This is a genomic window from Hominimerdicola alba, from assembly GCF_900112155.1.
GTDB classification, from domain to species: Bacteria; Bacillota; Clostridia; order Oscillospirales; family Ruminococcaceae; genus Hominimerdicola; species Hominimerdicola alba_D.
In genome coordinates this window covers 1-12,179 of sequence record NZ_FOKQ01000068.1, presented here as the reverse complement: position 1 = coordinate 12,179, position 12,179 = coordinate 1, and the positions used below count along the sequence as shown (strand labels likewise).

Here is a 12,179-nt window from a genome sequence, read left to right as displayed (position 1 = left end):
ATGCTTTCGGGCTTCATTATCCTCAAAATAATTTCGCTGCCCTCGTATCCTGCTTCGTTAGAGGATACAAGAACAGCGCCTGCCTTCTCGTAAGCCTCGTCATTGAAGCCGCTTTTTTCGCCCGCTCCGCGGGTCACTTTTACTTCGTAGCCCATGGTTATGAGCCGCTTGATGTCATCGGGGATCAGCGCCACGCGGGTTTCACGCGGGTCGGTTTCCCGGCAGACCAGTATTTTCTTCATGATAAAAACTCCTTTCGATTAAAAATAAAAACTATTTTCAATATACCATATTTTCCCCGAAATGTAAAGATATCAGGTACAGAATTTTTTCTGAAAAAACTATGTCGTGAGGGAGGTGAAGCCCGATGAAAGAGTATACTTCTTCGGGTGACGAAAACAGGGTATTAATAAGGTGTGATTTTTGGGCCTGTTTTGGCTAAATTAACAAAAATAATGTGCGCCTATTGTAAAATATGCGGGAGTGTGATATACTGTTAAAGTATATGTGTATGCCTTTGGCAACAGATAAACGGAGGATATAAAATGAGTTTAAAACATAGATCTGTATGTTTGCTGCTTGCCGCCGCGATGTGTATCTCGCTGAGCGGCTGCGGTGATAAAAGCGTCGGTGAGGGCAAGACGAAGATCAGCACTTCTACGACGGATAAAAAGTCCAATAAATCGGACACTGACGTTCCCGACGAGCCCGACCCCGAAGCCCTTGGCAAACAGCTTCAGAATATCGGCGAGGAGGTCGATTATTCGGAACAGCTGGAACAGATAAGCCAGCAGACAGACGCTTTCCTAGATGCGGTGAAAGCGGGCGATATCAATACTTTGTGCGATTTCCTGGAACCGTCCAGCGCTTACTATAAGTTTTTTGACCGCCACAGAAAGTCGGAACAGCTTAGCAAGATAATGCAGACGGTTTTCGCCGATATGGTGTGGACACACTGGGCGGAGACGGATATGAACAATAAAAACTGGCTCCAGAGCACTTATTCCGAGCACGGTATGTACACCAGAAGCTACGTATGTGCGGGCATCAAGGAGATGCTTTTCTATGATGAGTATTTTCTGCTGAATTTCAGCAAGGGCGATTCAGTCAATGCGAAATTCCGCATTGAAAACGAAGATGACTGCTATTCGTGGCTCACAAAAACTCTTGATATGATGCCCCTTTTGAAGAATAACTGGTCGTTTAAATGTACACTTCCCGGTGAGGACGGCAAGGTGCTTTTCAATATCGATGAAGATTTCATATTTGATTACACGGCGCTGACTTCCCTCGATGAGGTCAAGGACGAAAATATGCCCCAGACCTACGTGAATAACATCGTCACGGCGCGTGGAACTATCGAGGATGAGAATGCTACGTTCGATAACAGCCCGGAACTTCGTGAGAGCGTTGCGCAGATGATCAAGGAAAAGCGTTTCGAGGACGCATGGAAAGCTCTGAAAGACTTGGACGATGACGGATTCTTTGCGGATAAGAAAACCTACAGCGACCTGGACAAGGATGCTAAAAAGCGGGTGAAGAAGTTCCTGGAGGAACACACTTATTCTGTGGTATGCGACCACTCTACCCAGGTTTATGACGCTTCGAGGCGCAGACATATATTCACCCAGATATACTACGATGCTATCCCCGCCGAAAACGAAGAGGAGATAGCTGACTGGCTGGAGGAAAACAATATCAAAGAGGGCGGAGAGGCTGTATTTTTCGATATAACCAACGATAACAGGCTGGCTACCGCTCTTGGCGGATATTTCGATATAATCGCTAAACTGGGATAAATTTCGGACAGGAGGTCATTGGTATGAAGCTTATGAAAATAAGCAGGGTAAACAGTCTTTTGGTAAATCTTTTGCACAGCGCTTCATATGCGATGGTCTGCGGTTATATAATTATGGTAGCGGTATGGCTTATCAAAGACATGGGTATCTCGCTGATGGAGTGCTTCAACATATGGGTGGTGGCGATGGTGTCGCTTTTCTGCCTGCTTGGAACTTTATCTGCGTGGATAGATGTTAAGAAGCATATCGAACTTGATGAACTTGCGAATCACAGGATGACCAAGGGATATGATGACGAATATTTCAGGAAGCTGGCTGAATTTTTCCGTGCATCGGACAGCGGCAGCGGAAAGCTTTTCATGGCTTCGATGTACCTTGAGGGCGGACGTTTCGCTGATAGTCGTGCGCTATTAAAAGAACTGGATTTTGCAAAGCTCAGCGGCAAGGAGCAGGAGGAGTACTTCAACATTTGCCTGTATTCTGCGGTGCTTGAGGGAAATACCGAGCTTGCAAACGACATCTACTTCAAGGCGCGGCACTACTTCGACCGTGCGGTGATGGGCAAGCGCAGCGGTTTTATACTCCACACGCTGGGGATGCTCTGTCTGCTGAATGGCAGAACGGAAAACGCTTACAGACTGTTTCAGTCGGCTATGCGGCAGAATGATGAAGGTCTTCAGTGCGAGTGCTGCATAGGGCTTGGCAAAGTCTATCTGCAAAGCGGCGACAGGGCTTCTGCAAAGGATATGTGCTTTGCGGCGGCTGAACTGGTGGAAACAAGGGCGCAGGCGGTTCGCCTGAAAGAACTGATGATAGAGGTCGAGGAAGCTTACGGCAAGCGTCACTCGGCTGATGATACTTTTAAGGAGACTACATAATGCTTACTAAATACGGTCATTTTATAACATTTCTTATTTCAATGGTGCCTATAGTCGAGCTGAGGGGCGCGATACCCTTCGGTGTGATGAAATGCGGTGTGCCATGGCAGCAGGCGGTAATAATCTCGATGATAGGCAATATGCTGCCTGTTCCCATAATATTCTTTTTTGCGAGAAAGGTGCTGGAATGGGGCAAGGATAAGCCTGTTATCGGCAAGTTTTTCTCATGGTGCCTTGAAAAAGGTCATCACGGCGGAGAAAAGCTGAAGGCAAAGGCAGGCAAGGGAATGTTCTGGGCGCTGCTTCTTTTCGTGGGTATACCTCTTCCCGGTACGGGCGCATGGACAGGAACTCTCGCGGCAAGTATGCTTGACCTTGATTTCAAGAAAAGCGTTATCGCCGTTATATGCGGCGTTCTGCTGGCGGCAACTATCATCACGCTGCTGACTGTTATGGGCTTTAATATGTTTATCACAAAATAACAGGGAGAATTTATGGACAGCAGACCAAAGGATATATCGCCTGAAGTCAGGGAGCATTTAAAATATCTGAAAGCAAGACCCGGTATGTATATCGGCAGTGTGAGCTTAACAAAGCTGTGGCACTTCATCGATGGTATGACGTTTTACAGTCATGTGTTCGATAAAGAGTCGGGGCGCGTTATCATTCCCGAGGGCTTTAATGAGTTTGTGGAGAAACAATATAACGACCACAGGACATTCAACAGCTTTCATTTCGTAAGCTATTTTGAGGGCGATGACATAGGAGCTGTAGACAAGTGGTTCAGTCTGCTGGACGAATATCTTGTTTCGCTGGGGTATGAGCCCCTGGGCGAACGTGAAGAAATACTTGAAGAATTGAGGAACAGGCATCGGGAGGATGATGTTCCGTAAAAATATACAGAAGATCAGAGGGTGGAAGATATGGTTTACAAAGACAGGGACATCTCTCCCGAGGCTAGAAAGTTTTACAGGATGCTAAGAGAAAAACCTGCGCTGTTCCTTGGCTGCGAGTGCATAACTTTCCTGCGTACATATATGGACGGTATGCTGACAGCCGACAGACTTTTCAATGGCACGAAGAACATTATAATACCTTACGGTTTCACGGATTTCGTTGAGTGGTACTACGGCGATAATACCTGTCAGGACTGCTTTGAATGTGTGCTGAAAGCTGAGGGTGACGAAAAAGCCGCACTTGAAAAGTGGTTCAGTCTGCTGGACGAGTACCTGAAAGGGCTGGGATACGAGCCTATCGGCATGGCGAAAAAGGGGTAGAAGTATCGGCGGTGCGCCGTGAAGTATTAAGTTAAAGAAAAAGCTAAAGGGGAAGTTTTTATGGAAATTCCAAACGACATCGAGCTCTCGCTGGTGAAGAAATTCAGGCAGGGCATATGGTCGAGATTTCTTAAAGGCATAAAGGATTATCAGCTGATACAGGAGGGTGACAAAATAGCTGTCTGTATCTCGGGCGGCAAGGATTCCATGATGATGGCGGTCTGTATGAAGCGCCTGCAAAGGTATTCAAAGGTGCCTTTCGATGTGGAGTATCTGGTGATGGACCCCGGATATGCTCCCGCAAACAGGCAGAAGATAATCGACAACGCCGCAAAGCTTGATATACCCATAAAGATATTCGAGACCAAGATATTCGATTCGGTGGTGAACGTGAAGCAGAACCCATGCTATCTCTGCGCGAGAATGAGGCGCGGATACCTTTATAAAAATGCTAAGGAACTGGGCTGCAACAAGATAGCCCTTGGTCATCATTTCGATGACGTTATCGAAACCATACTGATGGGTATGCTGTACGGCTCTCAGGTGCAGACCATGATGCCAAAGATACACAGCGAGAATTTTGAGGGTATGCAGCTGATACGTCCTTTATATATGGTACGCGAGGAGGATATCATCAAGTGGAGCAAGTATAACGGCCTTGAATTCATTCAGTGTGCCTGCAGGTTCACTGAGGAGAGAGAAGTTTACGAAGACGGCAGCAGCAATTCCAAGCGGCAGGAAGTCAAAGAACTGCTGAAAAGACTTCGCGAGGTGAGTCCCGCCATAGACAAGAACATTTTCAGGAGTGTTGAGAACGTCAATTTGCAGACCATAATCAGCTATCACATAGGTGATGAATACCACCATTTCCTCGATGATTACGACAAAGGAAGAAGCGTCCGCGGAACCATTGCGGGCAGCGAAGAATAAAAAAGATATGTATAAGTCCGAAAGTTTAATGTACTTTCGGACTTAAATTTTTTTGATGAAAAGTAGCTTAATTTACCTTAATTAGCTGATGAAATTCAACAAATTTAATAGGAAATTAGCTTGAAAAATAAATTTCTCTTTACATCTCAATTTTAATGTGATATAATGATTAAAAGTAAATGGAAGAACAGTGAGTAAGTCATACAACTTATATAATTTAAGGGAGGGATTATTGTGTTATTTTTTAGGAAGAAGAATAAAAATAAAAATGAACATTCGCCCCAGTATTATGTAGTAAACGACTGGTGCAAAGAACACGAGAGTGAAATAAATGAGATAAGGAATTATATCGCCATGGAGATCGCACAGGGAGTAAAGCCTTCTTCGGCACTGCTGGTAGAAGCCTGCGTGGAAAGGTCTATATCTATGCCTTTCCCCTACAGAGATCTGTTGAAATACGGCAGGGTAAGGCTGTTCTTCTGATCAATAAAACAAATAAAACGGGAGGTCACATATCGGGACCTCCCGTTTTTTTATTGCATAGTATTTTGAGTGTGCAAGCGTTTATACTTACATTTTTTACCGATTTTGCTGAGCACAAGCTGCTTATTGCGCCCGCATTATTGCAGCCTTCGGGCTGCCGCGAAGTCATATGGCAAACACCTCTTTTCTTAATGGGCTGCGGCGGCAGTGGTATCTGCTGCCCCGCGCGTGCTGTTGTTTTACGGTACTTTATGCCGTATACCGCAAGTACAGCTCAAGGATATATTGTGCGGTGAGAACGGTGTAGGATCAATCTGCGTCGGGTGATCGGTCCGACGTCAGCCGCCGATCTCAGCCGCTTGGTTTCCTTTCACCGACAGTATAGCACGTATCCCGCAGTATTGCAAGGGATATAGCTATATTTTAACCGCTTGTTGTCAAACTGGAAGACCTTGTTTTCATTTCGCAAGACTTTTATTATATTATTATCACAAATTTTCACATTCTCATTAGATTTCTGTTCAAAGAGGATAAAATTCAAGGTGAATGGATAAAAATGGATACATATTAATATAATACTGCTTTTTTGATATCGTAATCGGTTATATAAGTTAATTGATTGGTAATATTTCAAACACAAAATTTTCATGCGAGAATAGTATAATAGGCTATGGAATTTTGACAGATGTATAAAAATTCGATTAATGTAAAAAATCTGTATATTTGTAGGAATTTTGGATAGATGTAATATTTGAAGGATATTGGCAGGTTTTATCTTATGAAAAAGCTATACATATTCGATCTGGACGGCACACTGGCGGATTCGCTTTGTGATCTGGCAGACTCGGTGAATATCGTGCTGGAAAGGCATGGCTTTCCCACACATGATACCGAAAAATACAAGTACTTCGTCGGGAACGGCGCAGTTAAGCTGATAGAACGCAGTCTTCCCGAAGATCAGCGTACACCCGAGATGATACGGGAAGTTCACGCTGAGTATTCAAAGGTCTACGCCGAAAGGATGCTGTGCAAAACTAAGCCCTATGACGGCATAAAAGAAGTTCTGACAGAGCTTAAAGCGCGTGGCTGTAAGCTGGCTGTGGCTTCAAACAAGCCCGATGACTGCACGGTAAATGTGGTCGAAGCGCTCTTCGGCAAGGACGTTTTCGACAGCGTTCACGGCAAGCGCGAGGGCGTACCAACCAAGCCGTCCCCCGATATCATGTATCAGATAATGGAAGAACTTGGTGTTTCTGCCGATGAATGTATCCATTCGGGTGATTCAAACGTAGATGTAGCTACCGCACACAACGCGGGGATCGAATGTATCGGCTGCATATGGGGGTTCCGCACTGAGGAAGAACTTGTTTCCGCAGGGGCAGACCACATAGCCCGCGTCCCCGAAGATATACTTAACTATTAAAAAGACAATGGAGGCAATCGTATGTCCGATATGAACGACTTTTATAAACAGTTCGTCAATGAAGAGGTTGACGAGAAGGGCACACTGAAAAAGTTCGAGCTGGTGCTGAAAGATGATTTCAACTTTGGTTATGACGTTATAGACGAGCTGGCAAGGCATTATCCCGATAAAAAGATGCTGCACTGGGTCAATGACCACGGCGGCGAGAAGGAATTCACCTATGCTGAAATGAGCAGACTCTCCAATCAGTGTGCTAACATGATGCTGGCTCACGGCGTTAAAAAGGGCGATATGCTGCTGGCAGTACTGAAAAGGCATTACGAGTTCTGGATACTGGCATACGGTCTTATCAAGATAGGCTGTGTGCTTATCCCCGCGACCAGCCAGCTGATGCCCAAGGACTACATCTACCGTTTCAATGCGGCGGGTGTGAAGTACGTCTGCGCCACTTATTTTGATGAAGTTGCAGACCGCATCGATGAAGCCTGCAAGAAGTACGACGGCATCAAGGAGAGATTCATCTGCCGCGGACAGAAAGAGGGCTGGACTGATTTTCTGGAGGAACTTTCCAAATATCCGGACACTCTTGAAAAGCAGGATATCTCCAAAAACGACTATATGCTGGCATATTTCAGCTCAGGAACGACAGGTCAGCCTAAAATGGCTATCCATGCCAATGCTTATGCGGCAGGTTCAATAACCACTGCAAAGTACTGGCATCACGTTGATGAAACATCGGTACACCTGACAGTTTCAGAATCAGGCTGGGCTAAATGCGCATGGGGCAAGATGTTCGGTCAGCTGATTTGCGGTGCTGAGGAGTTCATATATGATATGGACAGATTCCATCCTGACAAGATGCTGAAAGTTCTGCAGGACTACAATATAACTTCATTCTGTGCACCGCCCACCATGTACAGGTTCTTTATAAAGGAAGGTCTGGGCAACTATGACCTTTCGGGCATAAAGTACAGCTGTATCGCAGGCGAGGCTCTCAATGCGGAAGTTTTCAACCGCTGGAAGGAATACACAGGTCTGGAGCTGATGGAAGGTTTCGGACAGACGGAGAGCGTTGTTATCGTTGCGAATTTCTACGGCATGAAGCCCAAGCCGGGCTCCATGGGCAAGCCATCACCGCTGTACGATGTTGATATAATCCGCAAGGACGGCACAAGCTGTGAGGTGGGCGAGACAGGCGAGATAATCATAAGGGCTGAAAGAGGCAAGCACCCCGCACTCTTCAAGGAGTATTATCACAATCCCGAGCTTACCGATAACGCATGGCGCGGCGGCATCTACCACACAGGCGACACCGCTTACCGTGACGAGGACGGATATTTCTGGTATGTGGGCAGAACTGACGACCTTATCAAGGCTTCGGGCTACCGCATAGGACCTTTCGAAATCGAGAGCATACTGATGGAACACCCCTCGGTAATGGAAGTTGCTGTAACAGCGGCTGACGACGAGATACGCGGAAAGGTAGTTAAGGCGACTATCGTGCTTGCAAAGGGCTATACAGGTTCACCCGAGCTTGTCAAGGAACTTCAGACTTATGTCAAGAAGTCTACAGCGCCCTATAAGTATCCACGTATCATCGAATTCGTAGATGAACTCCCCAAGACCGACAGCGGTAAGATACGCCGTGTCGAGATCAGGGACAACGACCACAGAAAATACGAGGAAGCTCACAATAACTGATAAACATAACGGACAGTGCCAAACGCGCTGTCCGTTTTTGCATTACTGTAAACAATGATTTATCCTACGGACTGCGGTGCCGATTGGGGGAAAACCTTTCTTCAGCAGACCTCCCACAGCGTACACCATAATTATTTACGAGATATTCCCCACAAAGTTATAGAATATCTCGATCCTTCGTGTTTTGTTTACTTTGTCCTTTTCGTAGATGTAAATCTTATCAATAAAATCTCTGAGCAGGTCGTACGTCAGCTCGGTGATATCGGTGTATTTATCCACGATCTTCAGGAAACGATTGGTATTCTGCTCATCATCTTTAATCTTGTTCAATTCAGAAGTTAGTTCAGAAATGGTCTGTTCGAGCTGTGCCTGCTCTGTTTTATACGTCCCTGAGAGCATAGCATAATCCTCGTCGGACAGCTTACCAAGAGCATTGTCCTCATAGATCTTCACAAACATTCTTTTGACCTCCGCTAAGCGCTTCTCGGATTTGGTAAGCTCACGCTTTTTGGCGGCTTGCTCTTTTTTAGATGCTGTTGAAGAATTATTCTTACAGATCTCTATGAACTTCTCACGATGCTGCTTTGCCTCGGAAGTTACCCTTATTAGGTCGTCAAGCACAACCGCTTCAACTATTTTCTTGTTTATGCAGTGAGTGGTGCATTGGTCGGAACGCTCTTTGCGTGAACGATAGCCTTCGCAGGTGTAATAGATCCTCGGTCTGTTTTTCTCACGGTGGACTGACATTCTCGTTCCGCAGTCTCCGCAGAACAATAAGCCCGAAAAACTGTCAACTTCACTCTGTCTGTTCACTTTGGGGCGGTCCGCCTTTCTGCGCTGAACGGTCTCCCATGTTTCAAGGGCAATAAGCGGCTCATGCGTGTTCAGAAACTCAAACTGCTGATCCGACGGATACATGACCTTCTTGTTCGATCTGTAGGAAGCCTTGCCCGACCTGTGAGTGTATGTATGCCCAAGATAGACGGGATTGTCGAGTATTATATTTATCGAGCGCTTGCACCAGACATAAGGATCGGCAACCGATGAAACATCAAAGTCCGGATCGTTTTGCAGCTTCTTCATCACCGCAGGCTTTGGATATTTGCACGCTTCAGGTGACGAATAATGTTTATCACGCCATCTCCATTGGCGTACATCCTGAACATATTCCGTATTGCAGGCGCAAATCTTTTATCGACAATAAGCCGATTTTTGTCCTCGGGCGACGGTATATATCCGTAAGGAACAGACCCGTTCACCCTCTCGCCCCGCATAGCCTGTGCCAGCTTTACAGCTTTGATCTTCTTGCTGCAATCGCGAACGTACCACTCATTAAACAGCGACCTCAGCTCCGTAAATTCATCGTCGCCCTGAATAGTATCGACATTATCATTGACTGCGATATATCTCACACCATACTGCGGAAAAATAATCTGGAGATACTGTCCGACCAAAAGATAATTTCTGCCGAATCGCGAAAGGTCTTTTGTAATAACAGTTCCGATATTGCCGTTTTCAATTTCAGAATACTTGCCGAATACTTCGAGCGAATGTGTGAGAAGAAAGAAAAGAAAACTGCCCTGTGTGCTGTAATGCGCAAACTGGTTCATATAGTCTTTGCGGTGCTTCGCGATCAAAAGCCGTTTGAATTCAGAACTCCCGAGGAGCATGAACAGCTGATCATAGCAAAGAATCTTGAATGCAGAATGTCTGCATAGTTCAGCTAATTTATAATATTTGAAACAGGCTGTGCTTTTTCTTAACAGAAGAACGGTCTGGTTTGGTATGCCCGGAATATATTTAGGTTAGAAAAATTCTTTTCCTTTTAGGGGTTGACTTTTCTTTGCCGGTCTAAAGCAAGATAATAAAATTGGTTAGAAATCTGATTTTCAAATCGAATTTACCAATGTTCGATAGGGCTGATATTAAAATGCACATTCACGCTGCGCCGATATACAATAGGTGCATAACCAGCGTGTATGCGCTGAGCGATTTTGATAGCACCATAATGCTCGGTGGGTGTAGGCATATACACCTATCCGCTTCGCAGCAATTCTTTCAACGGTTATCTGCTTACACGATACAGAAACGCACTGCGACGACTGTGGCAGACCATATTCTACATTAGGCGGACGAGGGATAATTGTAACTGCGCTCCTGATATTTAGCACTATAACTGCCCCAAAAATATAAATGGACTTCGATAGCATTCTTCTCAATATGATGGCACTACTCCTTTCTGTCTATGGTTCTGACCGCTGCGAGGACTGCATAGCTGTCATCAAGCCGGTCGGCTTGTACTTCTCACTTGCAACCTTATGTGTCTTGCCCTCTAAAAACGTTGTCCCTTGCAGTGAATATATCTTAACACATATCATGATAGATTAGAAGTTACGCTGCGTCCCCCCTCTGAAAGCCTTGATTTTTAAAGGTTTGCGAAGCAATGGTGCCTATTTTCACTTTTCAAAAGCACGAAATTGCGTGGCTTTGCATACCGGAGGGGGTACGCATCGTACCCCCTTTTTGAAAAATAATTTTGTAAATATTCTGTAAACGGGAAGATAAAATAGCCGAACAAAATGTCCGACAGCCTTGTTTTATAACTGACTATCTGTTCCTTATCACTTTAATTCCCATGTCAAGTTTCACTATAGCACATATTCCCCGATTTGTCATTGAGTGAAAAAGGATCAATTATTCGATGCAAAATTCCATTGATACCCAAAATCGCAGCAGCTTCACACAAGAACAATACCAATCGGTGGTTACTATAATGACACAGGATAATTATTTGGCTGAAAAATACCTGTCATAAATGATTGAAGTGGAATGTTATTAGTGTTCTATGAGGATCAACAAGATTTATGGAGCATCAGAATATTAAGGTGCTGTTCAGGGTATGCAGAGATTATGCTATGTGATAGTATCGCTGCATAGTTGTCCTATCCTAAACTGAACAAATGATATCACTTTCGTTCTCTGATAGAGGGTAACGATGATGAAAAAATATATTCACTGCAATTACGATGTTCCTCATATATACATAGGATTCAGCCCAAAATGTTAAGGCAGATTTCCTGCTTTTTACGATCATTTACAAAATATTTAGAGTTGATCATACTTGATCGTTTTAATGTTGACTTGAGTAATGCTGATGCACCCCCCATTATTATATATAGCACAAATATCATTGCTCTGCCATATACTCCATGATCCGAATTTTATCTGATTTGGGTCCCGAAAATTTCATATCTGAAATGAAAAAAGACTCTGCACCGATCATCATCGGTACAGAGTCCTTATCATTATAGTTGTTATGTCGTTAGCATTATTGCAAACCTATGATGTGAGCTGCTCTATCTTGCGCGAGTTACCATATTTTAAAAGTTAAGTAGTCTCTCCTCACACAGCAATAAAGCAACGAAATATCGACAAATCCAACAAAATATGGTATAATAGAAGTGCAAGAAAAAGTAATCAAAACGAGAAAAAAGCTTGCACTTCGGAGGATGCCATGTATAAGTTCAAGAAGGAAAAACAGATTTCATTCACAGATTTCAATCAACCGCTTGGTTTGCAAATGAACCCGGATAACCGCTGGGTAAAGAAAGCAGAAATGATCCCTTGGGAAACAATTGAAGCTGAATATGCCAGGCTGTTCCCGAGCCATACCGGTATGCCCGCAAAG

The 12,179-nt window shown here is 44.6% G+C and carries 12 protein-coding genes and 2 pseudogenes; 11 read left to right on the top strand and 3 right to left on the bottom strand.

What is annotated here, in order from left to right:
• A pseudogene (locus BM265_RS18650) lies at positions 1 to 242 on the bottom strand (NAD(P)(+) transhydrogenase (Re/Si-specific) subunit alpha); the annotation flags it as partial.
• 303 nt (positions 243 to 545) lie between these two features.
• Here BM265_RS18650 and BM265_RS18645 point away from each other — a divergent pair.
• The 9 genes from BM265_RS18645 to BM265_RS18605 all read left to right on the top strand — a co-directional run bounded on the left by BM265_RS18645 (position 546) and on the right by BM265_RS18605 (position 8,491).
• On the top strand, positions 546 to 1,799 hold the full coding sequence (locus BM265_RS18645) for a hypothetical protein (protein WP_074963439.1): 1,254 nt from the start codon (positions 546 to 548) through the stop codon (positions 1,797 to 1,799).
• Between the two features lie 23 nt (positions 1,800 to 1,822).
• Complete coding sequence (locus BM265_RS18640; protein ID WP_074963438.1) at positions 1,823 to 2,677, top strand: tetratricopeptide repeat protein; 855 nt, start codon at positions 1,823 to 1,825, stop codon at positions 2,675 to 2,677.
• Positions 2,677 to 3,159 carry a COG2426 family protein gene (locus BM265_RS18635; RefSeq protein WP_074835246.1) on the top strand — a complete coding sequence of 161 codons (483 nt, stop codon included), beginning with the start codon at positions 2,677 to 2,679 and terminating at the stop codon, positions 3,157 to 3,159. Before BM265_RS18640 ends, BM265_RS18635 begins: the two co-directional genes overlap by 1 nt.
• Positions 3,160 to 3,171: 12 nt before the next feature.
• The gene (locus BM265_RS18630; protein ID WP_074963437.1) at positions 3,172 to 3,570 is read left to right on the top strand and encodes a hypothetical protein; all 399 of its coding nucleotides are present in this window, start codon (positions 3,172 to 3,174) and stop codon (positions 3,568 to 3,570) included.
• 30 nt (positions 3,571 to 3,600) lie between these two features.
• Positions 3,601 to 3,954, top strand: coding sequence for a hypothetical protein (locus BM265_RS18625; RefSeq protein WP_074963436.1), 354 nt, complete (start codon positions 3,601 to 3,603; stop codon positions 3,952 to 3,954).
• A gap of 60 nt (positions 3,955 to 4,014) precedes the next feature.
• Positions 4,015 to 4,884 carry a tRNA lysidine(34) synthetase gene (locus tag BM265_RS18620; RefSeq protein WP_074963435.1) on the top strand — a complete coding sequence of 290 codons (870 nt, stop codon included), beginning with the start codon at positions 4,015 to 4,017 and terminating at the stop codon, positions 4,882 to 4,884.
• Positions 4,885 to 5,118: 234 nt separating this feature from the next.
• Positions 5,119 to 5,367, top strand: coding sequence for a hypothetical protein (locus BM265_RS18615; RefSeq protein ID WP_074963434.1), 249 nt, complete (start codon positions 5,119 to 5,121; stop codon positions 5,365 to 5,367).
• Positions 5,368 to 6,145: 778 nt separating this feature from the next.
• Positions 6,146 to 6,790 carry an HAD family hydrolase gene (locus BM265_RS18610; RefSeq protein ID WP_074963433.1) on the top strand — a complete coding sequence of 215 codons (645 nt, stop codon included), beginning with the start codon at positions 6,146 to 6,148 and terminating at the stop codon, positions 6,788 to 6,790.
• Positions 6,791 to 6,811: 21 nt separating this feature from the next.
• Positions 6,812 to 8,491, top strand: coding sequence for an AMP-binding protein (locus BM265_RS18605; protein ID WP_074963432.1), 1,680 nt, complete (start codon positions 6,812 to 6,814; stop codon positions 8,489 to 8,491).
• Positions 8,492 to 8,626: 135 nt separating this feature from the next.
• Here the strand turns inward: BM265_RS18605 and BM265_RS18600 are convergent, their stop codons facing one another.
• Positions 8,627 to 9,574: a DUF4368 domain-containing protein gene (locus tag BM265_RS18600; protein WP_074963431.1), complete on the bottom strand. Its 948-nt coding sequence runs from the start codon at positions 9,572 to 9,574 to the stop codon at positions 8,627 to 8,629.
• A complete protein-coding gene (locus BM265_RS18595) occupies positions 9,574 to 10,101 on the bottom strand; it encodes a recombinase family protein (protein WP_143098786.1) in 528 nt (175 codons plus the stop codon). Before BM265_RS18595 ends, BM265_RS18600 begins: the two co-directional genes overlap by 1 nt.
• Here BM265_RS18595 and BM265_RS20950 point away from each other — a divergent pair.
• Both BM265_RS20950 and BM265_RS20815 read left to right on the top strand, forming a co-directional pair.
• Positions 10,084 to 10,209 (top strand): hypothetical protein, encoded by a 126-nt coding sequence (locus BM265_RS20950; RefSeq protein ID WP_278288246.1) that lies wholly within the window; start codon positions 10,084 to 10,086, stop codon positions 10,207 to 10,209. The genes BM265_RS18595 and BM265_RS20950 overlap by 18 nt on opposite strands.
• Before the next feature lie 1,796 nt (positions 10,210 to 12,005).
• A pseudogene (locus BM265_RS20815) lies at positions 12,006 to 12,179 on the top strand (IS5/IS1182 family transposase); the annotation flags it as partial.

Excerpts from the sequence above, each read along its gene's own strand:
- BM265_RS20950 (WP_278288246.1), top strand. The coding sequence starts at position 10,084 with ATGCGCAAACTGGTTCATATAGTCTTTGCGGTGCTTCGCGATCAAAAG.
- BM265_RS18640 (WP_074963438.1), top strand. The coding sequence starts at position 1,823 with ATGAAGCTTATGAAAATAAGCAGGGTAAACAGTCTTTTGGTAAATCTT.
- BM265_RS18635 (WP_074835246.1), top strand. The coding sequence starts at position 2,677 with ATGCTTACTAAATACGGTCATTTTATAACATTTCTTATTTCAATGGTG.
- BM265_RS18630 (WP_074963437.1), top strand. The coding sequence starts at position 3,172 with ATGGACAGCAGACCAAAGGATATATCGCCTGAAGTCAGGGAGCATTTA.
- BM265_RS18620 (WP_074963435.1), top strand. The coding sequence starts at position 4,015 with ATGGAAATTCCAAACGACATCGAGCTCTCGCTGGTGAAGAAATTCAGG.
- BM265_RS18600 (WP_074963431.1), bottom strand. The coding sequence starts at position 9,574 with ATGAAGAAGCTGCAAAACGATCCGGACTTTGATGTTTCATCGGTTGCC.
- BM265_RS18595 (WP_143098786.1), bottom strand. The coding sequence starts at position 10,101 with ATGAACCAGTTTGCGCATTACAGCACACAGGGCAGTTTTCTTTTCTTT.
- BM265_RS18645 (WP_074963439.1), top strand. The coding sequence starts at position 546 with ATGAGTTTAAAACATAGATCTGTATGTTTGCTGCTTGCCGCCGCGATG.
- BM265_RS18610 (WP_074963433.1), top strand. The coding sequence starts at position 6,146 with ATGAAAAAGCTATACATATTCGATCTGGACGGCACACTGGCGGATTCG.
- BM265_RS18605 (WP_074963432.1), top strand. The coding sequence starts at position 6,812 with ATGTCCGATATGAACGACTTTTATAAACAGTTCGTCAATGAAGAGGTT.
- BM265_RS18625 (WP_074963436.1), top strand. The coding sequence starts at position 3,601 with ATGGTTTACAAAGACAGGGACATCTCTCCCGAGGCTAGAAAGTTTTAC.